The sequence below is a fragment of the Roseobacter phycocola genome (assembly GCF_042055075.2).
In the GTDB taxonomy this organism is placed as follows: domain Bacteria; phylum Pseudomonadota; class Alphaproteobacteria; order Rhodobacterales; family Rhodobacteraceae; genus Roseobacter.
Window position 1 is genome coordinate 377,113 of sequence record NZ_CP194010.1, and the last position, 25,683, is coordinate 402,795.

Here is a 25,683-nt window from a genome sequence, read left to right on the forward strand (position 1 = left end):
TTTCAGATCATCAACGCCTAGTGTTTTTTCCACACTTGCCTGTGGATAATCCTGACAGGAGACTGCGCCCATGTCCGCCTTTGCTGCCCCGATTGCCGAACAGATCTGGGACATGAAGTACCGTTTCAAGGACGCTGACGGTGCACCGAAGGATGTCACTGTCGAAGACACCTGGCACCGGATCGCGCGCGACCTTGCGCGTGTCGAAAAGGAACCGGAACTCTGGGAGGACCGGTTTTATGCAGCTCTTGAGGACTTCCGGTATCTGCCTGCGGGGCGCATCACAGCGGGTGCCGGCACGGCGCGGTCGGTTACGCTGTTCAACTGTTTTGTCATGGGAACTGTGCCCGACAGTATGGGCGGCATATTCGATATGCTGAAAGAAGCAGCCCTCACCATGCAGCAGGGTGGTGGCATCGGTTATGATTTTTCGACGATCCGGCCGAAGGGCGCGGATGTGCGCGGTGTGGCGGCGGATGCCTCAGGGCCGTTGTCGTTCATGGACGTCTGGGATGCCATGTGCCGCACCATCATGTCCGCCGGGTCACGGCGCGGCGCGATGATGGCCACGATGCGCTGTGATCACCCGGATATTGAGGACTTCATCGCTGCGAAGTCGGATCCGGCACGGTTGCGCATGTTCAATATGTCGGTGCTGGTCACAGATCCCTTCATGGACGCCGTTAAGGCGGATGCGTCATGGGACCTGGTATTTGAGGGCCGCGTGTTCCGGACGCTGATGGCGCGTGATCTGTGGGACCGGATCATGCAGGCGACCTATGATTACGCCGAACCGGGCGTTATTTTCATTGACCGGATCAATGCGGCCAACAACCTGAATTACTGTGAGACCATTGCGGCAACTAACCCTTGCGGCGAGCAGCCGCTGCCACCCTATGGTGCCTGCTTGCTGGGGTCGGTGAACCTGGCCCGACTGGTGTCCGATGCGTTTGAGGAGGGCGCCGCCCTCGACGAGAACGCCCTCGAAGAACTGGTCGCTGTGGCGGTACGCATGATGGATAATGTGGTGGATGCGTCGAAGTTTCCGCTGGAGGCGCAGGCCCGGGAAGCGCAGGCCAAACGCCGCATCGGGCTGGGTGTAACGGGACTGGCAGATGCGCTGCTGATGGTCGGACTGCGCTATGGGTCAGACGAGGCGGCGCGTCAGACGGAGCGATGGCTGCACCTGATCGCCCGCGCCGCGTATCTGGCGTCTGTGCAGCTGGCGAAGGAAAAAGGCGCATTCCCGCTGTTTGATGCAGAAGGATACCTTGCTTCAGGCACCATGCAGATGATGGACGAGGATGTGCGCGAGGCTGTGCGCGAACACGGCATCCGAAACGCGCTGCTGACCTCGATCGCTCCGACCGGCACGATCAGCCTTTATGCGGGCAACGTCTCGTCGGGCATCGAGCCGGTCTTTGCCTATACCTACACGCGCAAGGTGCTGCAGAAGGACGGATCGCGTACCGAAGAGGAAGTGGTGGATTATGCGGTTCAGATGTGGCGGGAGAAATTCGGTGACACCGAGCTGCCCGACTACTTTGTGAATGCGCAGACGCTTGCGCCGGCGGATCATGTGAAGATGCAGGCCGCGGCGCAGAAATGGGTCGACTCGTCGATTTCAAAGACGATCAACTGCCCGGAAGATATCAGTTTTGACGCGTTCCGGGACGTTTACATGCAGGCCTGGGATACCGGGTGCAAGGGATGTACGACATACAGGCCCAACGCCGTCACCGGCTCGGTTCTGAGTGTGTCGGAAGAAGAGAAAAAGGCCCCCGAGGTGATCACGACCTCAGATGCTGAGCCGCTGCAGCCGCATGGAGATGTGATTTACATGTCTGAGCCGCTCGACCGGCCGAGCGAGCTCGAGGGCAACACATACAAGGTGAAATGGCCCGACAGCGAGCATGCGCTTTATATCACGGTGAATGATATCGTGCTGAACGGACACCGGCGGCCTTTCGAAGTGTTTATCAACTCCAAAAACATGGAGCATTTCGCCTGGACGGTTGCGCTGACCCGGATGATTTCTGCGGTGTTCCGGCGCGGGGGCGATGTCTCTTTTGTGGTGGAAGAGCTCAAGGCGGTGTTCGATCCGCGCGGCGGTGCCTGGATGCAGGGCAAATATATTCCGTCCATCCTCGCGGCGATTGGCGGGGTGATCGAGCAGCACATGATTGCGACAGGGTTCATCGCGGGCGAGGGCATGGGGCTCAAGTCTGATCCACAGGCGCAGGTTGTTGGCCTCGAAAATCAGCGCGGCCAGGCCTGCAGCAGTTGCGGTCAGTATGACCTTCGCATGGTCGAAGGCTGCATGACCTGTGGATCCTGCGGCTATTCGAAGTGTGGCTGAACGGGGCGGTTAAATCTCCGCGCCCGGGGTGCGGCTTCGGGCTGCAATCCGGTTGGCCGCTGCGATGTCATCATCGCTCGGCTGGCCGATGATACTGTGAACGCGGCCACTGGAGGTTTTCCTGCGGATGGTCCAGAATGTCTGGCCGGGCCAAAGAGCCATCAGTACCGCTGACGAGAAGACAAGGAAAAAGGCACTCTCGGGCACCTGAGCCTGACCGCTGGCCAGAACGACACCGCTCAGCGGCAGCATCACGACAACCGTCCATCCCAGAGCGCAGATCGCCAGTTCGGCCAGACCGCTGAAATACATCTGAAAAATATCGGTACGTGTCATATTTAATCTCCGGGATCCGGCCTGAACCGGGCACACTATGACCAAGGAAAAGAAATTTTCCGTAAAGCACAGCCCGGGTTTCCGGAAATTTCTGGCAAGGGCTGCGGCACTGTGGGATACCGCGCGGGCCTGCAACACGAATTGGATGAAAAGGGGCAGATATGGCAGTGCCTGAAACAATGCGCGCGGTCGTGCTGACCAGACATGGTGGACCCGAAGTGCTGGAACTCCGCTGGGACTGGCCGGTGCCGCAGCCTGGCCCGCATGACGTACTGATCCGTGTTGGTGCCTGCGGGGTCAACAATACCGACATCAACACCCGCACGGGCTGGTATGCAAAATCAGTGACGGGCGCCACGGCTGATGCTGTGGACGCAGGCGATGAGGAGCCCAGCTGGGGCGGCGCACCTCTTGCTTTCCCGCGTATCCAGGGTGCGGATGTGGTCGGAGAGGTTGTGGCTGCGGGTGAAGCCGCAGAACAGGGCCTGATCGGGCGGCGCGTTATGGTGGATTGCTGGCTGCGCGACTGGGACGACCCGCTCAACCGGGACAAAACCGGTTACGTCGGTTCGGAATGTGATGGTGGTTTTGCGGAATACATGGTGGTCGACCACCGCAATGCGGTCGCCGTGGACAGCCCGCTGAGCGATTCAGAGCTGGCGACCTTTGCCTGTTCCTACAGTACGGCCGAGGGCATGCTGACCCGGGCTGGTGTCACGGCAGAGGATACGGTGCTGGTCACGGGGGCCTCAGGCGGGGTCGGGTCCGCCCTGACACAGCTGGCCCGGCGGCGCGGTGCCAGGGTTGTCTGCCTTGCGGGCGAAGCGAAACACGACCGGGTCGCCGCTCTGAACCCGGCGGCCGTGCTGCCGCGTGCGCCCGCTGATCTGGCGGCGGCGCTGGAGGGTGCAATCGGCCAGCGAACCGTCAGTGTCGTCGCGGATATCGTCGGTGGTGACTACTTTCCCGCGCTGATCGATGTGCTGGAGCGGGGTGGGCGGTACACCTGTTCGGGCGCGATTGCAGGGCCCATTGTCGGGCTGGATCTGCGCACACTTTACCTGAGGGACCTGACCTTTACAGGGTCAACGGTGCTGCCGCCGGAAATCTTCCGGACACTGGTCGGATACATCGAAAAGGGCGAAGTGCGGCCGCTGGTGGCCGCGACCTACCCGCTTTTCGACATTTCAGACGCTCAGGAAGCGTTCTCCGGCAAAAGCCATGTCGGAAATATCGTGCTGCTACCCCAGGTCTGACAGGGACCGCCGCGCGCGGCGGTCTCCGCCCTCAGCTGTTTTTGCCGAGGATGGTGGCCAGAATGGCTTTGGCGCTGTCCGATGACCAGTCCGCGTCACCGCGCAGCCGGGCGATTTCGCGCCCTTCGGGGTCAATCAGCACGGTGATCGGCAGTCCGAAAATGCCCATCTGACTGGCCAGCGCCTGTTTCGGATCCTGGTGGCGCGGCAGGTTGGAAATACCTGTTTCTTCGAAGAATTTCTGGATGCCCGCAGGTGAGTTGCGGCCTGTGGCGATGGTCAGTACCTCGAAATCGTCGCCGCCGAACTCGGTCTGGAGCTCGGACAGCATCGGCATTTCCTTGCGGCAGGGTGCGCACCAGGTCGCCCAGAAATTCAGCAGCACATATTTACCGCGCCAGGCCTCAAGCGATGTCTGCCCCGCGCCGTCTGCCAGATCGAACTGCGCGTCTGATGTTGCCTCAGGCACCTCATGGATGATCAGCTTTTTCATGTCACCTTCGCGCAGCAGGGCTGCAGCTTCGAGGTCCGCGTGGGCTGTGGTTGCGGCTGTGATTGCGCCCAGGCTGAGGGCCGTATAAACGAGCGCAGAAACAAGATTTTTCATATCCCCTCCGGAGGATTCAGGCAGATGACAGATTCCAGCGACACGCAGAAAACCACCGCATCCAACGCCATGTGGGGCGGCCGTTTCTCCGCAGGTCCCGATGCGATTATGGAGGCAATTAATGCCTCAATCGGTTTTGACCAGCGGATGGCGGCACAGGATATCGCAGGCTCGCGTGCGCATGCCGCAATGCTGGGCACGACAGGCATTCTGGAACTTAACGATGTCGACGCCATCAGGGAAGGCCTGCTCACGGTCTTGTCAGAGATAGAGGCAGGAGACTTTCCGTTTTCCGCCGCGCTGGAGGATATCCACATGAATGTGGAATCGCGTCTTAAGGAAATTATCGGCGAACCGGCAGGGCGACTGCACACAGGGCGCAGCCGGAATGATCAGGTCGCGACCGATTTCAAACTCTGGGTGCGCGACCAGCTTGACGCCTGTGACACCGGTCTGCAGGCGCTGATCCGTGCGTTGCTGGACCAGGCAGAGGCAGGTGCCGGCTGGGTCATGCCGGGCTTTACCCATTTGCAGACGGCGCAGCCGGTGACCTGGGGGCATCACATGATGGCCTATGTCGAGATGTTCGGACGCGATCTGAGCCGGGTGCGGGATGCCCGCGCGCGGATGAACACGTCGCCGCTGGGCGCTGCGGCTCTGGCTGGCACGTCCTTTCCGATTGACCGCCATATGACTGCTGAAGCGCTGGGTTTTGATGCCCCTGCGGCCAATTCGCTGGATGCGGTGAGCGATCGTGATTTTGCGCTGGAATTCCTGAGTACTGCGTCCATCTGTGCCGTGCACCTCAGCCGTTTTGCCGAGGAACTGGTGATCTGGTCGTCTGCACAGTTCCGTTTTGTGACGCTGAGCGACCGGTTTTCGACGGGCTCGTCTATCATGCCGCAGAAAAAGAACCCTGACGCCGCAGAGCTGATCCGCGCCAAGGTCGGCCGGATTTTCGGCGCAAACACCGCGCTGATGATGGTGATGAAGGGGCTGCCGCTGACCTATTCAAAGGACATGCAGGAAGACAAAGAGCAGGTGTTTGACGCCGCTGACAACCTGATGCTGGCGCTGGCCGCAATGACGGGCATGGTGACAGACATGACCGCGAACCGGGAGAGCCTGGCAGCGGCGGCAGGCTCAGGCTTCTCCACGGCAACTGATCTTGCCGACTGGCTGGTGCGCGTGCTGGGGCTGCCCTTCCGCGAAGCGCATCACATCACCGGCAGCCTTGTGGCGCTGGCCGAATCCAAAGGATGTGATCTGCCGGATCTGTCGCTGGACGAGATGAAATCCGCCCATTCCGGCATCACCGAAGACGTGTTTGGTGTGCTCGGGGTGGAAAATTCGGTCAATTCGCGTACATCTTACGGTGGGACGGCGCCCGCGCAGGTGCGTGAGCAGGTCGCCCGCTGGAAGGAGCTGATGGCATGATCAGACTGACCGGAGTTTTGCTGGCACTTGCGATGCTGGCAGCCTGTGGCGCGGACGGGGAACCGGTCCGGCCAACGGTGAACGGTGGCGTAACAATTTCGAACAGCGGTATCTATCCGAGCGCCAGCGTGGGCCTGAACCGCGGACCTGTCTCTGTACGCGTCGGACTGTGATGTTCAGGTGTTTCCCGGTGGCGGCTCTGGTTGTGCTTGTGGGCTGCACCCAGCCTGAACCGGTTGACCCCACGCTCAGACCGATCCCGCGCGAGCCTGCCGTCGAAACCGGTGTCACGTTCTCGGGTGAAGCGCGCTTCGGCGTCACAAAGGGGCTGTGACTGAGATGCGGTATGTCTATCTTGCGCTTGCTGTCTGGGGTACCATCCACCCGATGAGCTGGTTTCTGACCTGGTTCAATGAGAACGGTTACGATCTCATGGCGATGGTGGACGCCTGGCATGCGAATGCTGCGACCAGTGGCCTGGTCTGGGACCTGACCGTTGCGGCCAGTGCACTGACCGTCTGGATTATTGCCGAGACTGTCCGGACACGCCGCTGGCGGGGCCTCATCGCGATCCCGGCGACCTTTTGCATCGGGGTCAGCTGCGGATTGCCCCTTTACCTCTTCCTGCGCCACAACAACGACGCGTAAGACTGCCGCACCGATCTGCATTGATCTGACCGGGGAATCGTGGCTAATGCGCGGTTATGGATCATTTTCTCTACCAAGACGGTGTTCTGCACGCCGAAGACGTCCCCGTTCCGGAAATTGCGGCAGCGGTTGGCACGCCGTTCTACGTCTATTCAACTGCGACGCTGCTGCGCCACTTCACCCTCTTTGATGAGGCGCTGGCGGGCGTTGATCACCTTGTCTGTTATGCGATGAAGGCCGCCAGCAATCAGGCCATCCTCAAAACACTGGCGCAGGCAGGTGCTGGCATGGATGTGGTCTCGGGCGGGGAATACATGCGTGCCAAAGCGGCCGGCGTGCCCGGCGAACGCATCGTTTTTTCCGGCGTCGGAAAAACCGCCGCTGAAATCCGGCTGGCGCTCGAAGGTGGCATTCGCCAGTTCAACGTCGAATCCGAGCCGGAAATGATGGTTCTGGACGCAACTGCCCGGGAAATGGGCGTTGTGGCTCCGGTGACGATCCGGATTAATCCGGATGTGGATGCAAAAACTCACGCAAAAATTGCGACCGGCAAGTCGGAAAATAAGTTCGGCATCCCGATCTCGCGTGCCCGCGAAGTGTACAGGCTTGCTGCCTCCCTGCCGGGTCTTGAGGTGATCGGGATTGACGTGCACATCGGCAGCCAGCTGACGGACCTTGCACCCTTCGAGCTGGCGTACCAGAAAGTCGCCGAACTGACCGAAACTCTGCGCGCGGACGGTCATAACATCCGCAGGCTGGACCTTGGCGGCGGTCTCGGCATCCCTTATGCGCGCGACAACCAGGCACCGCCACTGCCTTCTGACTACGGCGCTATGGTGCTGAAAACACTTGGCCATCTGGGTTGCGAGATCGAGATTGAACCGGGCCGGCTGATCGCCGGGAACGCAGGCTTAATGGTTTCTGAAGTGATCTATGTGAAATCTGGCGAAGGACGTGATTTCCTGATCCTTGATGGCGCAATGAACGATCTGATCCGGCCCGCGATGTACGAGGCTTATCACGATATTGTCCCTGTGACAGAGCCCGAGCCGGGCGTGACACAGGCGAAATACGATATCGTTGGTCCGGTCTGCGAGACGGGTGATACATTCGCACGGGAACGGGTCATGCCACCGGTTGAAGCGGGCGGTCTCGTCGCCTTCAGGTCTGCGGGCGCATATGGCGCGGTCATGAGCAGTGAATACAATTCGCGGCCGCTTATTCCGGAGGTTCTGGTTCACAATGATCAATTTGCGGTTATTCGCCGACGCCCGACCTTTGACGAAATGATAAATCGGGATACCATTCCTGAATGGTTGTGATGGCATAAGGTGCCAGACCCGCCCAGTGGAGAGGTACCGATGTCATCTTTTTCCCGTCACGATGCAGACAAAACACTGCGCGCCCTGATATGGCCGTTGCGCTTCACGCATCTGGGAATGATCTCTGAGCGGTTGTTGCGCAGCTGCTGGCCGGTGTTCAGCGTGCTGCTGACGGCCCTTGCCGCGCTCATGCTGGGTCTTCAGGACGCCGTGGGTGTCGAGGTCGTCTGGGGCGCTGTGGTCGTGACCCTTCTGGCGCTTGCGGCAGGTGGCTTTTTTGCGCTGCGCACGTTCCGCTGGCCGGCACGCAGTGAAGCTCTGGCGCGGCTCGATGCGAGCCTTCCCGGCCGCCCCGTCCAGGCGCTGCTGGACACACAGACAATCGGACATGAGGATGCGGCCTCTGCTGCCGTCTGGCGGGCGCATCAGGCGCGCATGGCAGAGCGGGCGCGCGCTGCGACGCCGGTTCCGGCCGATCTGCGTATTGCAGACCGGGACCCTTATGCCCTGCGGTATATGGCAGCGCTCTTTTTCGCTGTGGCACTCATTTTCGGATCTGTCTGGCGGGTTGGGACCGTGGCAGACATGACGCCGGGTGCGGGTGGTCTGGCCAGTGGTCCTGTCTGGGAAGGTTGGGCAGAGAGCCCCCGCTATACCGGCAAACCCACAATCTATCTTAATGACATCGACGCGAGCACTCTCGAAATCCCTGTGGGCAGTCTGATCACGCTGCGCCTTTATGGCGAAATCGGCGCGCTGACGCTTGCAGAGACAGTGTCCGGCCGCACGGAGGTACCGCCTGCCTCTGATCCCGCGCAGGATTTCATTGTCGCGCAAAGCGGCGACATTGCTATCAACGGCCCGGGGGGGCGCAGCTGGCAGGTCGTGGTGATTGAAGACATGCCGCCCGAAATTGCCGTGCTGTCTGAACCGACCGCGTCTGCCATCGGAGAAATGACCCTGCCGTTTGAGGCCAGTGATGACTACGGCGTTGAGGCCGGTGAGGCGGTCTTCACGCTGGACCTTGCATCGGTTGACCGCCGCTACGGGCTGACAATCGATCCTGAAGCCCGGCCCGATCTGGTTGTGCCGCTGCCCACGCCGATTGCCGGCAACCGGGCGCAGTTCGAAGAAAACCTGATTGAGGATTTCTCGGAACACCCTTGGGCAAATCTGCCGGTGTTTGTCAGCCTGTCTGCTCTCGATGGTGCAGAGCAGAATGCCACAACGGACCCACGGGCGATTGTCCTGCCGGGCCGCCGGTTCTTTGATCCGCTGGCCGCTGCAATGATCGAGGCGCGCCGCGATCTGTTATGGTCGCGGGGGAATATGTCGCGCATCGCGCAGGTCCTGCGCGCGGTCAGCCATGTCCCCGAAGATGTTTTCCGCAAAGAAACAGATGTGCTGCGGCTGCGCCGGGTGATCCGGCAGCTGGAAACCCACGCCCGGCACGGTATGAGCGAGGAAAAACAGACCAGCCTTGCGGCCGATCTGTGGGATCTTGCGCTGCTGCTGGAGGAGGGTGATCTGGCGGATGCCGCCGAGCGCATGCGCCGGGCGCAGGAACGTCTGAACGAGGCAATCAAAAACGGTGCTTCGGACGAAGAAATTGCCGAACTGATGCGTGAGTTGCGCCGCGCGACCGAAGACTACCTGCAGCAACTTTCCCGTCAGGCGCAGCGCCAGCAGCAGGAACAGCAGAACGGCCAGCAGCAACAGCCGGGCGATCAGCAGAACTCCATGCAGCTGTCGCAGGACGACCTGCAACAGATGATGGACCGTATCCAGGAGCTGATGGAGCAGGGCCGGATGGCCGAGGCGCAGCAGGCGCTTCAGGAACTGCAGCAGATGATGGAAAATATGCGCGTCACCCAGGGCCAGCAGGGTCAGGGTGGGCAAAGTGCGGGCGAGCAGGCGATGGAAGGCCTGGCCGACACCCTGCGGCAGCAGCAGGGTCTTAGTGATCAGGCGTTCCGCGATCTGCAGGAGCAGTTCAACCCGGGCGCCCAGGCCGGGGAGAGCCAGGGCAACGAGGGCCGCAATGGTGGTGAGGGCCGGGGCCAGAGCCACGAGGGCCAGCAGGGCCAGGGACAGGGCAGCGGTGATCAGAACGCGCAACAGGGCGCACCGGGCCAGCCCGGACAGGGCGCCGATCCGCAGGGCAGTATCGCCGATCGTCAGCAGGCTCTGCGTGATGAACTGAGCCGCCAGCAGCAGAATCTGCCCGGCGCCGGAACGCCCGAGGGAGACGCCGCGCGCGACGCACTGGATCGCGCAGGCCGTGCTATGGACGGGGCGGAGGAGGCGCTGCGCCAGAATGATCTGGCCGAAGCAATCGACAATCAGGGCCAGGCCATGGAAGCGTTGCGGGAAGGCATGCGGTCGCTGGGTGAGATGATGGCCCAGCAGCAGCAACAGCAACAGCCCGGGCAGGGCGCTCAGGAATCGGACCGGCGTGCGGACAACCGTGACCCGCTGGGACGCGAGTCGGGCAACTCCGGTGCGGATGGCGACAATGGTCCGCTGGCTCTGAACGACGATGCCTATGGCCGGGCGCGCGAGCTGCTCGATGAAATCCGGCGGCGGTCAGGCGAAGCAGAACGCCCAGAGGAAGAGCGTAATTATCTCAACCGGCTGCTTGATCGTTTCTGATCCGGAAAACCCGCAGGCTACTGGCTGCTGGACACCGCAACTGCGTCCAGCCAGCTCAGAAAGCCCGCTACTTTGCCGTCAAGCCAGGCACGCCAGCTATCGATTACAGTCACATAAGTTTGCAGAGCATCAGCAAACTGCGGCATCGCCTCTGCCAGCTGCGGGGCATAAACATAGACAAGCGCCATGACCGCCACGATCGCGATCACCAGGACAAATCCACGGCGCGAGCTGCGCTTTTCCCGGTTTTCCGCCTGTGCGGTCTGACCCGGATCGCTGCCCGGGTTCCGGTCATTGTTGGAACGCAGCGTGGAATTGATTTCTTCGATATCCGGCAGCAGATCGCGGCGTGACCCCGCAGCGGCGGCGGCCACGGCAGCTGCATCCTGCATCTGACCCGGTGCCGGGGTCACCTGGTCGCCGGTCTCTGGCGTATCCTGGTCTGCGCCGCGGGTGCGGTCCGCGTCGTCCCGGGCATCGGTTTCCGGCAGGCCCAGATCCGGCTGGCTCTCAAGGCTGTCGGCCATTTCGTTGCGGCGCGCCTGCGCCTCAAGCTCAGCCTCCTCCTGCAAAACACTGGCAACAGCGGGGTCGACACGACGGCGGGCAGGGGCCTCCGGGGGAGTGTCCTCTGGCTGCTCATCCGCAAGCCCGGGCCCGGATGCGGGTGCGCCTGGGGCAGCAGCGGCAGGTGTCTCAGGTGGTGCGGCTTCGGGCTCCGGTGCCGTCTTTTTGGGGGCTGCCGTTCTGTCCTCATCACCAGCCGCCTGGGGGCCGGTGACTTCTTCCTCAATGTCGGGAACGGCATCCGGATGGTCCTGAAACCATGTCTGGCCACAGTTCGAGCATTGCACATCGCGCCCCTCGGGCGGCATGACTTCGTCCGGAACTTCGTATTGCGCGTCGCAATTCGGGCAAATCAGTCGCATGGAAAAACCTGCTGTTTCATGACCTCGGACCACTTTTTTTAGTTTTGCAGCATCTTAGGCGCTTCGTGTCTGTCCGAAAAGTGTTAACTGTGCATTAAGCGGGCAAGTGATGCATTGAAACCAGACCGGTGCTGGGGCACAACATCGCCTGTATCTGAGCGGAGGCCCTGTGATCGAGCTGGACAAAGTCGCCTACAGCTACGGCGGTGGCGGGCTGTTATCTGATGTTTCTGTGAGCCTCGGGGCGGGGTCGTTCCATTTCCTGACCGGTCCTTCCGGTGCGGGCAAAACGACGCTGCTGAAACTCTGCTATGGCGCGCTGCAGCCAACCGCAGGGCAGGTCACCGCATTCGGTGAAGACATGAGTGGGCTGGAACGGGACGGTATTGCCCTGATGCGCCGTCGTGTCGGCGTGGTGCACCAGGACTGCCAGTTTCTCGATCACCTGACGGTTTCGGAAAACATCCTGCTGCCGCTGGCCGCGGCGGATCGCCAGACGTCAGAAGCGGAAGATGACCTGCAGGAACTGATGGCATGGGTCGGTCTTGCGCATCGCGCTGACGCACTGCCGCCGGAGCTTTCGGGTGGTGAACGGCAGCGCGCGGCACTTGCGCGCGCGGTGATCATGTCACCTGATGTGGTGCTCGCAGATGAACCGACGGGCAATGTGGACTGGGAAATGTCCCAGCGCCTGCTGCATCTGCTGGTTGAGCTCAACCGAATGGGCAAGACCGTCCTGATCGCAACGCACGACCTCAGTCTGATACGGGCGGCAAAGGCGCAGGTGCAGGCCCGTGTCTTGCGCATAGCCAACGGTCAGCTCAACCTGGCAGGAGCAGACCTGTGAGCCTGCCGGATGATCTGCGCATGCTTTTGCGGGGCGACACACGCTCTGACCGGGTTGTGCCCCCGTCCGGCTTCACCGCGCGCCTGACGGTTTTTGCGGCTGCGGCCATGGGGTTTCTGGCTGTTTTTGCGCTGGCTCTGACGCTTGCGGCGGACCGGCTGGCGGACAGCTGGGGCGATGAACTGGCCCGCACCTCCACGGTCCGTATCACAGCCCCAGCGGAGCAGATGGCGGACCTGCAGGCCACGGCCCTCAGCATTCTGGAGACCACTGCAGGCGTGCAGAGTTTTCGCGCGCTGACCGCCAGCGACCAGCAGGCGCTGCTGGAGCCATGGTTCGGATCCGGGCTGGATCTCAGCACCCTGCCATTGCCCGGACTGATAGAAATCACCGAAGCCCCCGATGGTTTCGACGGTCAGGGCCTGCAACTGCGGCTGGAGGCGGAAGTGCCCGGCGCGGTTCTTGATGACCATAACCAGTGGCGCGCGCCGCTGGTGGCTTCGGCCGGACGGCTGCGCGCTGTCGGCTGGTTCAGCGCCCTTCTCTTGGGGCTGACATCTGCGGCGATGGTCACGCTTGCTGCCAATGCTTCCCTTGCCGCTAATGCCCAGGTGATCCGGGTGCTCCGTCTTGTCGGCGCAACAGACCGCTACATCGCTCAGGCCTTTATCCGCCGCTTCACCCTGCGGGTGCTGCTGGGGGCGTTCGGCGGCGCTGCGGTCGCCATGATCTTTGTCCGGGTGCTGCCGCCCGCCACCGATATGGCGGGTTTTCTGTCCGGTATCGGATTTGAAGGAGCCGAATGGTTGCTGCCCGGGCTGATCCCGCCGTTGATGGCGGCGGTTGCCTTTCTGGCGACACGCTACGCCGCACACCGCGCCCTGAGGGAGCTCGCCTGATGATTCAGTATATCCGATCCGTCATCTTTATCGTTCAGATGTACATCGCCATGCCTCTTTTTGGCATCGCCTTTGCCCCATGGGCCTTGTTCAGCCGCCGCGGGGCCTATGCGGCCTGCAAGGGGTACTCGCGCTACGTCTTCTGGACGGCGTCCTGGATGGTTGGCATGAAATGTGAGGTGCGTGGCACCCCGCCGGACGGTGAAGCCCTCGTGGCGGCCAAGCACCAGTCCTTCCTTGATATCATGATGATTTTCACGGCCCTCCCGGCGGCGAAATTCATCATGAAAAAAGAAATCCTGATGATGCCGGTGATTGGCCAGTACGCAAAGATGCTGGGCTGCGTACCGGTAGACCGGGGCAAACGCGGTAAGGCGATTGAGAAAATGGTGGCGGATGTCGAAGCGGGCCGTGCGGAACCTGGTCAGCTGATCATCTATTCGCAGGGTACGCGTGTCCCGCCGGGCAAAAAGATGCCCTACAAAGTAGGAACAGGGGTGCTTTATGAACAGCTCGGCCAGCGCTGTGCGCCGGTCGCCACAAACGTCGGCGTGCTCTGGCCCAAGCGCGGTCTGTTGCGCAAACCGGGGGTGGCCGTTGTCGAATTCCTGCCCATCATCGAACCGGGGCTGTCCCGCGACGCCTTCATGGAAAAGCTGGAGGCAGATGTTGAAGGCCGTTCCGACGCGCTGATGGCTGAGGCGGGTTTCAGAGGAGAGATAAATGGCTGAAGCGATCAGAACGACCGAAGCGCTCGAAGCGCTCTACGGCAAGCCGGGGTCTGCGTCGCTGAATAAAGTGGCGCACCGGATGACCCCGCTCTACCGCAAATGGATCATGGCCTCAAAGTTCTGTGTGCTCAGCACCGTTGGCCCCAACGGCACCGACGGCAGCCCGCGCGGGGATGCCGGCCCGGTGGTCACTGAACTGGACCCGCAGACCCTGGCAATGCCCGACTGGCGCGGCAACAACCGCCTCGATTCACTGCGCAATATTGTCGAGGACGGCCGGGTTTCGCTCATGTTCATGGTGCCGGGATCGAACACCGTGGTGCGTCTGAACGGGCGGGCCTGGCTGACCGCTGATGCGGAGATGCTGCAGCGGTTTGCGCGCGACAAACATCTGCCGCGCACGGTCATCATCATCGAAATCGGCGAAATCTATACCCAGTGTGCGCGCGCGCTTCTGCGGTCGGGCACGTGGTCAGGGGGTGATGAAAGCGCCGGGCTGCCAACTCCTGGCGAGATCCTCGCCGAGCAGACAGACGGTGCAGAGGGCGGCAAACCCTATGACGATGCCTGGGCGCCGCGGGCGGCCCGGACCATGTGGTCTGATCCGGACTGATGCGCGCCCGCGTTCACATGTGAATTGGACCGTCGCCGCAGGCGAGCGCTGCCTCTCGTACCGCCTCTGAATAGGTCGGGTGTGCGTGGCAGGTCATCGCCAGGTCCTCTGCCGAGGCACCGAATTCCATCGCAACACAGATCTCGTGGATAAGATCACCCGCCGCCGGGCCGATGATATGCGCGCCCAGAATGCGGTCAGTATTCTTGTCCGCAAGGATCTTCACAAACCCGTCGCCTGCAAAATTCGCCTTGGCACGCCCGTTGCCCATAAAGCTGAACTTGCCAACTTTGTACGCGCGGCCTTCCTCTTTCAGCGATTCTTCGGTTGCGCCCACATTGGCAACTTCGGGGTGCGTATAGATCACGCCCGGGATCACACCATAGTTCACGTGGCCATGTTTGCCTGCGACCTGTTCAGCCGCGGCCATGCCTTCGTCCTCGGCCTTGTGGGCCAGCATCGGGCCTTCGATCACATCGCCGATCGCATATACGCCCGGCACGCTGGTTTCCCATTTGTCGTTGACGGCAATCTGACCGCGTTCGGTCATTTTCACGCCAAGCGCGTCGAGGCCCAGACCTTCGGTAAAGGGTTTGCGGCCTGTCGCCACCAGCACGGCGTCAGCTTCCAGCACATGCTCGCTGTCATCCTTACGCAGTTTGTAGTGGACTTTGGCTTTGGTCTTCGTGCTTTCCGTCTTCTGCACAGCAGCGCCCATCACGAAGGTCAGACCCTGCTTCTTGAGCGTCCGCTGGAAGGTCTTCTGCACTTCGCCGTCCATCCCCGGTGTCACCACGTCAAGGAATTCGACAACGGTTACTTCGGCGCCGAGGCGTGCATAGACCGAGCCAAGTTCCAGACCGATTACGCCGGCACCGATGACCACCATTTTCTTCGGCACCTTGCCCAGTTCCAGTGCGCCCGTGGAGGTGACGACAACCTTTTCGTCGACCTCTACACCCGGCAGTGAGGCCGGTTCTGAGCCGGAGGCAATGATGATGTTTTTTGCTTCATGCACTTCATCGCCGACTTTGACCTTGCCCGCCTCCGGGATCGCCCCCCAGCCTTTCAGCCAGTCTACCTTGTTCTTTTTGAACAGGAATTCGATGCCCTTTGTGTTCTGCTCGATGGTGTTTTCCTTGTAGGTCAGCATCTGTTTCCAGTCGACGGTCGGGCTTTTGCCCTTCAGGCCCATGGTCGCAAAATTGTGCTCGGCTTCGTGCAGCATATGGCTGGCGTGCAGCAGCGCCTTGGAGGGGATACAGCCCACGTTCAGGCAGGTGCCGCCCAGCGTTTCGCGCCCCTCGACACAGGCCACCTTCAGACCCAGCTGGGCACAGCGTATGGCGCAGACATAGCCGCCGGGGCCGGAGCCGATGATAATTACGTCATAGCTGGACATGAAAGTCTCCTTGGTCAAATTCCGGGCGGTCTGATCAGCGCGCGGCAGGCAGGGTTGGGGTACTATAGAAGTGCTGCGATCAGGATCGCAACCGTTGCAGAGAAACCTGAAAACCAGATCAGCGAGCGCCAGGGTGTCAGGCCAAAGGCATAGGCCGGGATATAGGCCACGCGGGCGGCCAGATAAATCCAGGCGCAGGCCCCTGTAAAGGGCGTGGACTGGTCACTCAGCGTGATGACTGTACAGGCGATGGAAAAAAGGATCAGCCCCTCAAAATGGTTGTTGAGCGCGCGGTAAAGCCGCGCTGTCCGGGGGCTCATCTGATCGGCGAGCGGCCGGCCCCCCATCTTTTCCGGATCGCGCGGGCTGAGCGTGCGTTTTGGCCCCAGTTCCAGGTTGGCCGGAACTGCCATCAGCACAAACTGGATCACCTGCAGCAGCGCAGCCAGCGTCAGGACGGTGAGTTCCGTTGTCATTTCTGTCCGTTCACAGCGCCAGGAAGTAGAGCAGCACGGTCGCAAAGAATCCTACGGTCCATGCGAGGCTTCTGATCCCGATTATGCCAAAGGCATAGGCGGGCAGATACACGACCCGGGCGATCAGAAAGGCGGTGGCCGCCAGCATCGTCTGGTTAGTGCTTTTGTCCGTCATTTCGATCAGCAGAACGGCGGGAGCAAACAGGACCATCGCCGTGACAGAGTTGTTCAGGGCGCGCTCAAGACGGGCAGCAATGCCCCCGACGGTGCGGCCCTCGTCCCGGCTGCCCAGCAGATAGCCCATACCCAGCTGCGTCAGCGCGCCGGTGGCCTGCAGCAGCAGGGTCAGCAGAACAAGAAAACCATAGAGGATAAGCGCAGTTGTTTCAGCCATTTGATCACTCCTTTTCGCCGGACTGTGCCACGGGAGATCGCGGCGCAGTTCCTGTCAGGTCTTTTCGGCCACCCGGATCACGGAAACCGAGGTGGCATCACAGCCTAAGCGTACGGTGTCCCGTCTCAGAGGTCCATCAGCAGCCGCCGCGGATCCTCCAGCGCTTCCTTGACCCGCACGAGGAAGGTTACAGCGCCTTTGCCGTCAACGATCCGGTGGTCATAGCTCAGTGCCAGATACATCATCGGGCGGATCACGACCTGACCGTTGATCGCCATCGGACGGTCCTGGATTTTGTGCATGCCAAGGATGCCGGACTGTGGCGGGTTCAGGATCGGCGAGGACATCAGCGAGCCGTAAACACCGCCGTTGGAGATCGTGAAGGTCCCGCCCTGCATCTCCGCCATCGACAGTTTGCCGTCCCGCGCGCGCGCCCCTTTTTCTGCGATCGCTTTCTCGATCGCAGCAAAGGACATGGAATCCGCGTCACGGATGACCGGCACCACAAGGCCTGTCGGGGTCCCGGCCGCGATGCCCATATGCACGAAATTCTTGTACACGATGTCGGTGCCGTCGATTTCTGCATTGACCTCGGGCACTTCTTTCAGCGCATGGCAGCAGGCCTTGGTGAAGAAGGACATAAAGCCCAGTTTCACGCCGTGCTTTTTCAGGAACAGATCCTTGTATTCGTTGCGCAGGGCCATGACTTCGGTCATGTCGACTTCGTTGTAGGTCGTCAGCATCGCGGCAGTGTTCTGGCTGTCCTTGAGGCGCCGCGCGATGGTCTGGCGCAGACGGGTCATCTTGACCCGCTCCTCGCGGCCCGCGTCATCGGCGGCCACGGGCGCGCGCGGTGCGGCAGCGGCAGGTGCTGCCGCTGGTGCTGCGCTGGCCGCTGCCACGGCGGCAGCCACGTCCTCTTTCATGACCCGTCCGTCGCGGCCGGATCCCGTGACCTGATCGCGGCTTATGCCGGCTTCAGCCATGGCTTTCTTTGCGGATGGGGCGTCTTCGACATCCGCGCCGCCGGATGCCGGTGCGGCTGCTGCAGGAGCGGCCGCCGGGGCCGGGGCAGCAGCGGCAGCACCTGCGCCGGCAGACAGGACGCCCAGCTTTCCGCCCGCCTGAATGGTTGCGCCTTCAGCCGCAAGGACTTCCGTGATGGTGCCCGCCGCCGGTGCCGGCACCTCGACTGATACCTTGTCGGTCTCCAGCTCACACAGCATCTCATCCTGCGCGACCGTATCCCCGACGGCCTTGAACCAGGTGCTGACCGTCGCTTCGGTCACGCTTTCACCCAGGGTTGGCACCATGATATCCACGGTGCCGCCCGACGCGGCAGGCGCTTCAGCGGCTGGCGCGGGCGCAGCGGCGGGAGCCGCGCTCCCGGCACCTGCGCCGTCTCCTTCGGAAATCGTGGCGAGCAGGGCATCAACCCCCACCGTGTCGCCTTCTGCTGCGACCACTTCGGCCAGGGTTCCGGCGGCGGGTGACGGCACTTCGACGGTTACTTTGTCCGTCTCCAGCTCACACAGCATCTCATCCACGGCAACACTCTCGCCCGGCTTCTTAAACCAGGTGGCAACGGTGGCCTCGGTGACGGATTCGCCCAGCGTGGGCACGCGTACTTCGGTGGTCATGACTTATTTCCCCTTGATGGTCAGCGCGTCGTTCACCAGCGCTGCCTGTTGTGCTTTGTGCTGCGAGGCCAGGCCCGTCGCGGGCGAGGCGGATGTGGCGCGGCCCACATAAACCGGGCGCGGATGCTTTGCCTTGATACGGCTGAGCACCCATTCAATGTTGGGTTCGATGAAACTCCAGGCGCCCTGGTTCTTGGGCTCTTCCTGACACCAGACAACCTCGGCCTGTTTGAACCGCTCCAGCTCCTTGACCGCGGATTGCGCCGGGAAGGGATAGAACTGCTCAAGACGCAGCAGGTAGATATCATCAATACCCCGTGCGTCGCGTTCCTCCAGCAGGTCGTAGTAGACCTTACCCGAACACATCACGACGCGTTTGATCTTGTTGTCTGCAACCAGCTCAGTATCTGAATTACCCTGCTGCGCGTCGTCCCACATCAGCCGGTGGAAGCTCGATCCGGTGGTGAATTCCTCCGCCTTGCTGATCGCCAGCTTGTGCCGCAGCAGTGACTTCGGCGTCATCAGGATCAGTGGTTTGCGGAATGACCGGTGGATCTGCCGGCGCAGGATGTGGAAATAGTTCGCCGGTGTCGTGCAGTTCGCGACGATCCAGTTGTCCTGGCCGCACATCTGCAGGAACCGTTCCAGCCGCGCCGAAGAGTGTTCCGGCCCCTGGCCCTCAAAACCATGCGGCAGCAAACAGACAAGGCCTGACATGCGCAGCCACTTACTCTCGCCTGAGCTGATGAACTGGTCGAACATGATCTGCGCACCGTTGGCGAAATCACCGAACTGCGCTTCCCACAGGGTCAGCGCATTGGGCTCGGCCATCGAATAGCCGTACTCGAATCCGAGCACCGCATATTCCGACAGCATCGAGTCGATGACCTCATAATGGGCCTGACCCGCCTTGATGTTGTTCAGGGGGTAATACCGCTCTTCGGTATCCTGGTTGACCAGCCCGGAATGGCGCTGGCTGAAGGTGCCGCGCGTGCTGTCCTGCCCGGCCAGCCGCACAGGATACCCTTCGGTCAGCAGCGAGCCAAAAGCGAGTGCCTCAGCCGTGGCCCAGTCGATGCCCTCTCCGGTCTCAAACATCTGCTTTTTCGCATCCAGAAGACGCCCCACCGTCTTATGCAGCGGATAGCCCTCGGGCACCGTGCTCAGCGCCTGACCCACTTCCATCAGCGTGCCTTTGGAAACGGCCGTCTTTCCGCGCTGGTACTGGTTTTTCTGTTTGTCCAGATGGGACCACTTGCCGTCCAGCCAGTCGGCCTTGTTGGGGCGGTATTCCTTGCCGGCCTCGAACTCCTCGCTCAGATAGGCCTGGAACGCGGCCTTCATATCCTCGATCTCGCCCTCGGGGATCAGGCCGTCGCGCACCAGCCGCTCGGTATACAGACTGAGCGTGGTCTTATGACCTTTGATCTTCTTGTACATGATCGGGTTGGTGAACATGGGCTCGTCGCCCTCGTTGTGCCCGAACCGGCGGTAGCAGAAGATGTCGATCACCACGTCCTTGCGGAACTTCTGGCGGAACTCGGTCGCGACCTTGGCCGCATGCACAACCGCTTCCGGGTCATCGCCATTCACATGGAAAATGGGCGCCTCAACCACGAGCGCGTTGTCCGTAGGGTAGGGCGAGGAGCGGCTGAAGTGCGGCGCGGTTGTGAAACCGATCTGGTTATTCACAACGATATGGATCGTGCCACCCGTCTTGTGCCCCTTGAGGCCCGACAGCGCGAAACATTCCGCCACCACGCCCTGGCCCGCAAACGCCGCATCGCCGTGCAGCAGGATCGGGATGACACTGGTGCGTTCATCGTCGTTGTTCTGGTCCTGCTTGGCACGGCACTTGCCCAGGACCACCGGGTTGACCGCCTCCAGGTGTGAGGGGTTGGCCGTCAGGCTCAGGTGTACGGTATTGCCGTCAAACTCGCGGTCGGACGAGGCGCCCAGGTGATATTTCACATCACCTGATCCATCCACGTCCTCGGGCTTGAACGATCCGCCCTGGAATTCGTTGAAAATCGCCTTGTAGGGTTTGGCCATCACATTGGCGAGGACCGACAGACGCCCGCGGTGCGGCATCCCGATGACGACGTCCCGCGCCCCCAGCGCGCCGCCGCGTTTGATGATCTGCTCCATCGCGGGCACCAGGCTTTCGCCGCCATCAAGGCCAAAACGCTTGGTGCCCATGTATTTGACGTGCAGGAATTTCTCGAACCCCTCGGCCTCGACCAACTTGGCCAGGATCGCCTTGCGCCCTTCGCGGGTAAAGGAAACCTCTTTGCCAAAACCCTCAATCCGCTCTTTCAGCCAGCCCGCTTCTTCCGGGTTGGAAATGTGCATGTACTGCAGCGCAAAGGTGCCGCAATAGGTGCGCTTCACGATCGAGATGATCTCGCGCATCGACGCGGTCTCAAGCCCCAGAACCTTGTCGATGAAAATCGGCCGGTCCATGTCGGCCTCGGTGAACCCATAGGATTTGGGGTCAAGCTCCGGGTGCGGGTCATTGTTGCGCATGCCCAGCGGGTCGAGATCGGCCACCAGGTGCCCCCGGATCCGGTAGGCCCGGATGATCATCAGCGCGCGGATGCTGTCCAGCACAGCGCGTTTGATCTGATCCTCGGTGACGTCCACACCCGCCGCGGCTGCCTTGGCCCTGATCTTGTCGCCCGCGCCTTTGGCTTCTGCCTCCGGTGCCCATTCTCCGGTCAGCGCGGCGGTCAGGTCATCGCCCGGCTGTGGTGGCCAGTCATTGCGCGCCCAGGACGGCCCTGCGGCCTCATGTTTTACCGACACCTCATCGTCGCCCATCGCCTTGAAAAAGGCCCGCCAGGCATCGTCGACCGTATTCGGGTCATTGGCATAGCGCGCGTACATCTGTTCGAGGTACTCGGCATTGTGCCCCTGCATAAAAGAAGAGGCATGGAACTGGTCGTTGGGGGAATGTTCGGTCATGGGGTTACCTCATGTGGGTTGGGACCGTAAATGTTGGGGCCGGGCTGGGAAGGCCGTGTGAGCCAGAAAAGAACGATGAAAGGGGAGAGCGCGACGATCGCGAGGGCGAAAATCAGGATGAGACCGAATGCCCCGCCAAAGAGTGTCGAAGGGTCGGAACCGGTGAGGACTTCCGTCTCGGCGAACATGCCGATGAAAACCGCAACGCCGACCATGGCAATCAGCGGATAGAGCAGATAAAGGCCCGAGCGTCCGCTGTCATGCATCCGCCGCCAGCCAACCGCGAGGCCGGGAATGAAAGTTGCCAGATTGAAAGCACCGGACAGAAGGGTCGGGCCACCGGGCGTGCCGGAGGCTGCGTTGATAAAGCCTTCCAGGAAGCCTGCAGCAAATCCGCCCAGCACGGTAAACAGAAAAAACCACCAGTATTCCGACCGCGAAGCGCGGCCCGAGAAGGTGAAGTACTTCTGAAAGCAGGTGATGATGGACTTTTTGAAGGTCATCGCGCGCAATCTCCCGCCCGGCGGGCACCGCCGGGCAGCGCCCGACCCTCCCCCCAGGGAGGGCGCTTCCCGCCCACCCCAGGCTCGGGCGCTGCCCTCTGCGCGCAGGTGTTTCGGTTGGTTGCGGGCCGGGGCTCAGCAGCTTTGATCCGCGCACGCGCGACGGAGAACATGCTCTCACGCATGTTCGGATTGGCCGTGCGCCGGGGCTCCGCCTGTACGCCGCTTGAAAGCGCCCCTGGCGCTTTCGCATCGCTTATGCCCGGTTCGTGGATCACCCTTTGTCGATCGCCTCTTTCACGGCCTCACCCAGCGTCGCGGGGCTGTCCGCCACCACGATTCCAGCGGCGCGCATGGCTTCGATCTTGTCCTCGGCACCGCCCTTGCCGCCGGCGACAATCGCGCCCGCGTGACCCATGCGGCGGCCCGGAGGCGCTGTGCGGCCCGCGATGAAGCCTGCGGTCGGCTTCCAGCGGCCTTTTTTCTTCTCATCTGCAAGGAACTGTGCTGCGTCTTCTTCGGCGCTGCCGCCGATTTCACCAATCATAATAATGCTCTGCGTCTCATCATCGGCCAGAAACATTTCCAGAACGTCAATGTGCTCGGTGCCTTTGATCGGGTCGCCGCCGATCCCAACCGCAGAGGACTGACCCAGACCCATATCCGTGGTCTGTTTCACCGCCTCATAGGTCAGCGTGCCCGAGCGTGAGACCACGCCGCAGGAACCGCGTTTATGAATGTGGCCGGGCATAATGCCGATCTTGCAGGCATCGGGCGTGATCACGCCGGGGCAGTTCGGGCCAATCAGACGGCTTGATGACCCCTCCAGCGCGCGCTGTACTTTCATCATGTCCAGAACGGGAATGCCTTCGGTGATGCAGACGATGAGCTCCATTTCGGCGTCAATCGCCTCCAGGATCGAATCCGCGGCAAAGGGCGGCGGCACGTAGATCACGCTGGCATTCGCCTCAGTCACGTGCTTCGCCTCATGCACCGAGTTGAAAACCGGCAGATCAAGGTGCGTCTGACCCCCTTTGCCGGGTGTTACGCCGCCGACCATTTTCGTGCCGTAGGCAATCGCCTGTTCGGTGTGGAAGGTGCCCTGGCTGCCGGTCAGACCCTGGCAGATGACTTTTGTGTTTTCGTCGATAAGTACGGCCATGTTGCTTCCTTTGACTTACATTCTGGCTACAGCGGCGACAGGTGCGCCGGGCGTTTCGTTGGTATGAGACTGCTGCACCGGGTCGTATCCCTGTGCCGCAGTACGGAGTTGTTGTCGTCGAATGGCATTGGGATGCCCCGGGCGGGCGTCACGGCACGTGTCCTGAGCAGCATCCGGCATATCAGAGCGTCTCCCAGCCTTCGGGCAGCCTGTCGACCGCCATGAATGTCTTGCCGTTGCGCAGACCCACGTGCACCACAGCAATGCGTCCGCGCAGCAATTCGCGACCTTCGATCAGTGCTGTGCCCTGACCCGCTGTGTGCGTGTCCGGCAGCTCGGTGGCAAAACCAAAAACCGGCGGTGTCGCCATCTGAACGCGCAGCGCATCAATGGCCTCGCGGGTGTGATCACCGTCAAACAGCACTTCGCAGCGGCGTTCGATCCGCGGATGATCCGCTGGGCCGGGTTCCAGCGTCCGGTCCCAGAATGTCAGGGCAAAGGGCAGGGGACTGCCCGCGCGCTCCTCCATCCGGGCCTGCGCCTGCGCCGCAGTCTGACCGGCCTTGAAGCAGACACCGTTGAACGCGGCAATGGCGGTCCCGGCAGTGCTGCCGGACAAGGCCGAAGACCCGGCTGACAGGCTCAGAGCTGCTGTCAGTGAAAGAGCCAGCCTCTTCATGCCCGTCCCTCCGGGCGATACAGGATCAGCATATACCGGTACCAGTCGACATCGGGTGTCCGTTCCGTGGCGATCAGAAACGGCGCGTCCCCGCCAATCTCCCAGGCCTGCTCAATTGTGTTGCCCAAGGGCGTGGGATCTACCGCGCGCGCCTGCGGGAAGGTCTCCGCCACATAACGGCGGAACCGGTCCGTCTGGCCAGAGCGGCTGCTGGCGGCCACGACACACATCGTATCAGACAACGCTACGGCAGGGGCCTCATCATCCTCGACCCAGGCCCGCGCTCCCGGCGTCCGGCTGTTGGGAAGCGGGATATATTCGGCCGCCCGCAGATCTCGCTCAGCCTGGCCCGGATCCGTACTGCCGTTCACACAGAACCGGTCGAACGTGCCGACCATCTGCGCAGGCGTTGCCTTGGGCACCAGATTGGCGCGCCACATGTTGTTCAGTTCCGCCGCATCAGGCGAAACCGACCCGGCGGAACATCCGCCGAGCGCCAGTACTGCGGAACATGCAGCAGCTGTCATGTGACCCAGCTGTGCCAAGGATCAGCCCTTGACGGCTTTCACGATTTTCTGCGCGCCGTCCTTCAGGTCATCGGCTGCAATCACATCAACATCGGAATTGTTGATGATGTCCTTGCCTTCCTGAACGTTGGTCCCCTCAAGACGCACCACCAGCGGTACCTTGAGACCAACTTCCTTGACCGCGGCGACCACACCCTCGGCAATCACGTCACAGCGCATGATCCCGCCGAAGATGTTCACCAGGATGCCTTTGACGTTGGGATCGGAGGTGATGATCTTGAAGGCTTCGGTGACTTTCTCTTTGGTCGCGCCACCGCCTACATCGAGGAAGTTGGCAGGCTCCGCACCGTAGAGTTTGATGATGTCCATCGTTGCCATCGCCAGACCCGCGCCGTTCACCATGCAGCCGATCTCGCCATCCAGCGCGATGTAGTTCAGATCGTATTTGGAGGCTTCCAGCTCTTTGCTGTCCTCTTCGGTGGTGTCGCGCAGTTCGGCGATATCCGGGTGGCGGTAAACCGCGTTGCCGTCAAAGCCCATCTTGGCGTCCAGACACTTCAGATCACCGCCATCGGTCACGATCAGCGGGTTGATCTCCAGCATCTCCATGTCTTTCTCGACAAACATTTTATACAGCGTGCCCATCAGGCCCACGCATTGCTTGACCTGCTTGCCTTCGAGCCCCAGCGCAAAGGCGATGCGGCGGCCATGAAACGCCTGATAGCCGGAGGCCGGATCAACCGAGAAGGACAGGATTTTTTCCGGCGTCGAGGCCGCGACTTCTTCGATGTCCATGCCGCCTTCGGTCGAGCACACAAAACTGATGCGGCTGGTCTGGCGGTCCACCAGCAGGGCGAGGTAGAGTTCAGTGGAAATGCCGGATCCGTCTTCGATGTAGATGCGGTTGACCTGTTTGCCCACCGGGCCGGTCTGATGTGTCACCAGGGTGCGACCCAGCATCTTTTTCGCCTCTTCGGCGGCCTCTTCCACGGATTTTGTCAGACGCACGCCGCCTTTTTCGCCGGCGTCAGGCTCCTTGAAGCTGCCTTTGCCCCGGCCGCCTGCGTGGATCTGCGCCTTGACCACCCACATCGGGCCATCGAGCGCGCCGGCAGCTGTCTTGGCCTCTTCGGCCCGAAGAACAACGCGTCCGTCGGATACGGGAGCGCCATAGCTGCGCAGCAGGGCCTTGGCCTGGTATTCGTGGATGTTCATCTTGTCCGTCCTGTGGTTGTGTATCGGTTCCCAACATCAGATAAGATCGCAGCGGTCTGCAAAAACAACCGGTTTCCCGGGGATC

The 25,683-nt window shown here is 61.6% G+C and carries 25 protein-coding genes; 12 read left to right on the plus strand and 13 right to left on the minus strand.

The annotated features are described in order from the left end of the window. Window positions 1-70 precede the first annotated feature (70 nt). Window positions 71-2,359 carry an adenosylcobalamin-dependent ribonucleoside-diphosphate reductase gene (locus AB4K19_RS01980; RefSeq protein WP_375230293.1) on the plus strand — a complete coding sequence of 763 codons (2,289 nt, stop codon included), beginning with the start codon at window positions 71-73 and terminating at the stop codon, window positions 2,357-2,359. A gap of 9 nt (window positions 2,360-2,368) precedes the next feature. Here the strand turns inward: AB4K19_RS01980 and AB4K19_RS01985 are convergent, their stop codons facing one another. Then, window positions 2,369-2,695, minus strand: coding sequence for a hypothetical protein (locus AB4K19_RS01985; RefSeq protein WP_375230294.1), 327 nt, complete (start codon window positions 2,693-2,695; stop codon window positions 2,369-2,371). Window positions 2,696-2,856: 161 nt separating this feature from the next. On the opposite strand from AB4K19_RS01985, the gene AB4K19_RS01990 reads away from it, so the two are divergent. Then, window positions 2,857-3,951 (plus strand): alcohol dehydrogenase family protein, encoded by a 1,095-nt coding sequence (locus AB4K19_RS01990; RefSeq protein ID WP_436398877.1) that lies wholly within the window; start codon window positions 2,857-2,859, stop codon window positions 3,949-3,951. Between the two features lie 31 nt (window positions 3,952-3,982). On the opposite strand, the gene AB4K19_RS01995 is transcribed toward AB4K19_RS01990, so the two are convergent. Then, window positions 3,983-4,558 (minus strand): TlpA disulfide reductase family protein, encoded by a 576-nt coding sequence (locus tag AB4K19_RS01995; protein WP_375230296.1) that lies wholly within the window; start codon window positions 4,556-4,558, stop codon window positions 3,983-3,985. Between the two features lie 24 nt (window positions 4,559-4,582). Between AB4K19_RS01995 and argH the strand changes: the two genes are divergently transcribed. From argH to AB4K19_RS02025, 6 genes are read left to right on the plus strand one after another with little or no spacing between them, the layout of a single operon-like run. Beyond that, window positions 4,583-5,995: an argininosuccinate lyase gene (gene argH / locus AB4K19_RS02000; RefSeq protein ID WP_375230297.1), complete on the plus strand. Its 1,413-nt coding sequence runs from the start codon at window positions 4,583-4,585 to the stop codon at window positions 5,993-5,995. Next, window positions 5,992-6,168: a hypothetical protein gene (locus AB4K19_RS02005; protein WP_375230298.1), complete on the plus strand. Its 177-nt coding sequence runs from the start codon at window positions 5,992-5,994 to the stop codon at window positions 6,166-6,168. The genes argH and AB4K19_RS02005 overlap by 4 nt, the downstream gene beginning before the upstream one ends. 17 nt (window positions 6,169-6,185) lie before the next feature. Next, complete coding sequence (locus tag AB4K19_RS02010; protein ID WP_375230299.1) at window positions 6,186-6,329, plus strand: hypothetical protein; 144 nt, start codon at window positions 6,186-6,188, stop codon at window positions 6,327-6,329. A gap of 5 nt (window positions 6,330-6,334) precedes the next feature. Continuing rightward, window positions 6,335-6,643, plus strand: coding sequence for a DUF2834 domain-containing protein (locus AB4K19_RS02015; RefSeq protein ID WP_375230952.1), 309 nt, complete (start codon window positions 6,335-6,337; stop codon window positions 6,641-6,643). A 56-nt stretch (window positions 6,644-6,699) separates the two neighbouring features. Next, window positions 6,700-7,965 carry a diaminopimelate decarboxylase gene (gene lysA, locus AB4K19_RS02020; RefSeq protein ID WP_375230300.1) on the plus strand — a complete coding sequence of 422 codons (1,266 nt, stop codon included), beginning with the start codon at window positions 6,700-6,702 and terminating at the stop codon, window positions 7,963-7,965. A gap of 39 nt (window positions 7,966-8,004) precedes the next feature. After that, window positions 8,005-10,617, plus strand: a complete 2,613-nt coding sequence (locus AB4K19_RS02025; RefSeq protein ID WP_436398880.1) for a TIGR02302 family protein — start codon at window positions 8,005-8,007, stop codon at window positions 10,615-10,617. Window positions 10,618-10,634: 17 nt separating this feature from the next. Here AB4K19_RS02025 and AB4K19_RS02030 read toward each other — a convergent pair whose 3' ends face one another. Continuing rightward, window positions 10,635-11,546: a zinc-ribbon domain-containing protein gene (locus tag AB4K19_RS02030; protein WP_375230301.1), complete on the minus strand. Its 912-nt coding sequence runs from the start codon at window positions 11,544-11,546 to the stop codon at window positions 10,635-10,637. A 169-nt stretch (window positions 11,547-11,715) separates the two neighbouring features. On the opposite strand from AB4K19_RS02030, the gene AB4K19_RS02035 reads away from it, so the two are divergent. The 4 genes from AB4K19_RS02035 to AB4K19_RS02050 are packed head-to-tail and all read left to right on the plus strand — an operon-like array spanning window position 11,716 to window position 14,636. Next, on the plus strand, window positions 11,716-12,393 hold the full coding sequence (locus AB4K19_RS02035) for a cell division ATP-binding protein FtsE (RefSeq protein ID WP_375230302.1): 678 nt from the start codon (window positions 11,716-11,718) through the stop codon (window positions 12,391-12,393). 20 nt (window positions 12,394-12,413) lie between these two features. Further along, entirely contained in the window at window positions 12,414-13,292 is an 879-nt protein-coding gene (locus AB4K19_RS02040; RefSeq protein WP_375230953.1) for a cell division protein FtsX, read from the plus strand. Further along, window positions 13,292-14,023 carry a lysophospholipid acyltransferase family protein gene (locus tag AB4K19_RS02045; RefSeq protein WP_375230303.1) on the plus strand — a complete coding sequence of 244 codons (732 nt, stop codon included), beginning with the start codon at window positions 13,292-13,294 and terminating at the stop codon, window positions 14,021-14,023. Before AB4K19_RS02040 ends, AB4K19_RS02045 begins: the two co-directional genes overlap by 1 nt. Further along, window positions 14,016-14,636 carry a pyridoxamine 5'-phosphate oxidase family protein gene (locus tag AB4K19_RS02050; protein WP_375230304.1) on the plus strand — a complete coding sequence of 207 codons (621 nt, stop codon included), beginning with the start codon at window positions 14,016-14,018 and terminating at the stop codon, window positions 14,634-14,636. The genes AB4K19_RS02045 and AB4K19_RS02050 overlap by 8 nt, the downstream gene beginning before the upstream one ends. 13 nt (window positions 14,637-14,649) lie before the next feature. Here AB4K19_RS02050 and lpdA read toward each other — a convergent pair whose 3' ends face one another. The 10 genes from lpdA to sucC all read right to left on the minus strand — a co-directional run bounded on the left by lpdA (window position 14,650) and on the right by sucC (window position 25,598). After that, a complete protein-coding gene (lpdA, locus tag AB4K19_RS02055) occupies window positions 14,650-16,038 on the minus strand; it encodes a dihydrolipoyl dehydrogenase (RefSeq protein WP_375230305.1) in 1,389 nt (462 codons plus the stop codon). A gap of 62 nt (window positions 16,039-16,100) precedes the next feature. Further along, entirely contained in the window at window positions 16,101-16,514 is a 414-nt protein-coding gene (locus AB4K19_RS02060; protein WP_436398882.1) for an MAPEG family protein, read from the minus strand. Between the two features lie 10 nt (window positions 16,515-16,524). Next, window positions 16,525-16,908 carry an MAPEG family protein gene (locus AB4K19_RS02065; RefSeq protein WP_375230306.1) on the minus strand — a complete coding sequence of 128 codons (384 nt, stop codon included), beginning with the start codon at window positions 16,906-16,908 and terminating at the stop codon, window positions 16,525-16,527. Between the two features lie 125 nt (window positions 16,909-17,033). Further along, entirely contained in the window at window positions 17,034-18,548 is a 1,515-nt protein-coding gene (gene odhB / locus AB4K19_RS02070) for a 2-oxoglutarate dehydrogenase complex dihydrolipoyllysine-residue succinyltransferase (RefSeq protein WP_436398884.1), read from the minus strand. 3 nt (window positions 18,549-18,551) lie between these two features. Continuing rightward, complete coding sequence (locus AB4K19_RS02075) at window positions 18,552-21,512, minus strand: 2-oxoglutarate dehydrogenase E1 component (protein WP_436398885.1); 2,961 nt, start codon at window positions 21,510-21,512, stop codon at window positions 18,552-18,554. After that, window positions 21,509-22,015 (minus strand): DUF805 domain-containing protein, encoded by a 507-nt coding sequence (locus tag AB4K19_RS02080; RefSeq protein WP_375230307.1) that lies wholly within the window; start codon window positions 22,013-22,015, stop codon window positions 21,509-21,511. The genes AB4K19_RS02075 and AB4K19_RS02080 overlap by 4 nt, the downstream gene beginning before the upstream one ends. 274 nt (window positions 22,016-22,289) lie before the next feature. Then, complete coding sequence (sucD, locus tag AB4K19_RS02085) at window positions 22,290-23,177, minus strand: succinate--CoA ligase subunit alpha (protein WP_375230308.1); 888 nt, start codon at window positions 23,175-23,177, stop codon at window positions 22,290-22,292. A gap of 181 nt (window positions 23,178-23,358) precedes the next feature. Then, window positions 23,359-23,856, minus strand: a complete 498-nt coding sequence (locus tag AB4K19_RS02090; RefSeq protein ID WP_375230309.1) for a hypothetical protein — start codon at window positions 23,854-23,856, stop codon at window positions 23,359-23,361. After that, window positions 23,853-24,383 carry a hypothetical protein gene (locus AB4K19_RS02095; RefSeq protein ID WP_375230310.1) on the minus strand — a complete coding sequence of 177 codons (531 nt, stop codon included), beginning with the start codon at window positions 24,381-24,383 and terminating at the stop codon, window positions 23,853-23,855. The genes AB4K19_RS02090 and AB4K19_RS02095 overlap by 4 nt, the downstream gene beginning before the upstream one ends. A 21-nt stretch (window positions 24,384-24,404) precedes the next feature. Continuing rightward, a complete protein-coding gene (gene sucC, locus AB4K19_RS02100) occupies window positions 24,405-25,598 on the minus strand; it encodes an ADP-forming succinate--CoA ligase subunit beta (protein WP_375230311.1) in 1,194 nt (397 codons plus the stop codon). Between the last annotated feature and the right edge of the window lie 85 nt (window positions 25,599-25,683).

Excerpts from the sequence above, each read along its gene's own strand:
- AB4K19_RS01980 (WP_375230293.1), top strand. The coding sequence starts at position 71 with ATGTCCGCCTTTGCTGCCCCGATTGCCGAACAGATCTGGGACATGAAG.
- AB4K19_RS01985 (WP_375230294.1), bottom strand. The coding sequence starts at position 2,695 with ATGACACGTACCGATATTTTTCAGATGTATTTCAGCGGTCTGGCCGAA.
- AB4K19_RS01990 (WP_436398877.1), top strand. The coding sequence starts at position 2,857 with ATGGCAGTGCCTGAAACAATGCGCGCGGTCGTGCTGACCAGACATGGT.
- AB4K19_RS01995 (WP_375230296.1), bottom strand. The coding sequence starts at position 4,558 with ATGAAAAATCTTGTTTCTGCGCTCGTTTATACGGCCCTCAGCCTGGGC.
- argH (WP_375230297.1), top strand. The coding sequence starts at position 4,583 with ATGACAGATTCCAGCGACACGCAGAAAACCACCGCATCCAACGCCATG.
- AB4K19_RS02005 (WP_375230298.1), top strand. The coding sequence starts at position 5,992 with ATGATCAGACTGACCGGAGTTTTGCTGGCACTTGCGATGCTGGCAGCC.
- AB4K19_RS02015 (WP_375230952.1), top strand. The coding sequence starts at position 6,335 with ATGCGGTATGTCTATCTTGCGCTTGCTGTCTGGGGTACCATCCACCCG.
- lysA (WP_375230300.1), top strand. The coding sequence starts at position 6,700 with ATGGATCATTTTCTCTACCAAGACGGTGTTCTGCACGCCGAAGACGTC.
- AB4K19_RS02025 (WP_436398880.1), top strand. The coding sequence starts at position 8,005 with ATGTCATCTTTTTCCCGTCACGATGCAGACAAAACACTGCGCGCCCTG.
- AB4K19_RS02030 (WP_375230301.1), bottom strand. The coding sequence starts at position 11,546 with ATGCGACTGATTTGCCCGAATTGCGACGCGCAATACGAAGTTCCGGAC.
- AB4K19_RS02040 (WP_375230953.1), top strand. The coding sequence starts at position 12,414 with ATGCTTTTGCGGGGCGACACACGCTCTGACCGGGTTGTGCCCCCGTCC.
- AB4K19_RS02045 (WP_375230303.1), top strand. The coding sequence starts at position 13,292 with ATGATTCAGTATATCCGATCCGTCATCTTTATCGTTCAGATGTACATC.
- AB4K19_RS02050 (WP_375230304.1), top strand. The coding sequence starts at position 14,016 with ATGGCTGAAGCGATCAGAACGACCGAAGCGCTCGAAGCGCTCTACGGC.
- lpdA (WP_375230305.1), bottom strand. The coding sequence starts at position 16,038 with ATGTCCAGCTATGACGTAATTATCATCGGCTCCGGCCCCGGCGGCTAT.
- AB4K19_RS02060 (WP_436398882.1), bottom strand. The coding sequence starts at position 16,514 with ATGACAACGGAACTCACCGTCCTGACGCTGGCTGCGCTGCTGCAGGTG.
- AB4K19_RS02065 (WP_375230306.1), bottom strand. The coding sequence starts at position 16,908 with ATGGCTGAAACAACTGCGCTTATCCTCTATGGTTTTCTTGTTCTGCTG.
- odhB (WP_436398884.1), bottom strand. The coding sequence starts at position 18,548 with ATGACCACCGAAGTACGCGTGCCCACGCTGGGCGAATCCGTCACCGAG.
- AB4K19_RS02075 (WP_436398885.1), bottom strand. The coding sequence starts at position 21,512 with ATGACCGAACATTCCCCCAACGACCAGTTCCATGCCTCTTCTTTTATG.
- AB4K19_RS02080 (WP_375230307.1), bottom strand. The coding sequence starts at position 22,015 with ATGACCTTCAAAAAGTCCATCATCACCTGCTTTCAGAAGTACTTCACC.
- sucD (WP_375230308.1), bottom strand. The coding sequence starts at position 23,177 with ATGGCCGTACTTATCGACGAAAACACAAAAGTCATCTGCCAGGGTCTG.
- AB4K19_RS02090 (WP_375230309.1), bottom strand. The coding sequence starts at position 23,856 with ATGAAGAGGCTGGCTCTTTCACTGACAGCAGCTCTGAGCCTGTCAGCC.
- AB4K19_RS02095 (WP_375230310.1), bottom strand. The coding sequence starts at position 24,383 with ATGACAGCTGCTGCATGTTCCGCAGTACTGGCGCTCGGCGGATGTTCC.
- sucC (WP_375230311.1), bottom strand. The coding sequence starts at position 25,598 with ATGAACATCCACGAATACCAGGCCAAGGCCCTGCTGCGCAGCTATGGC.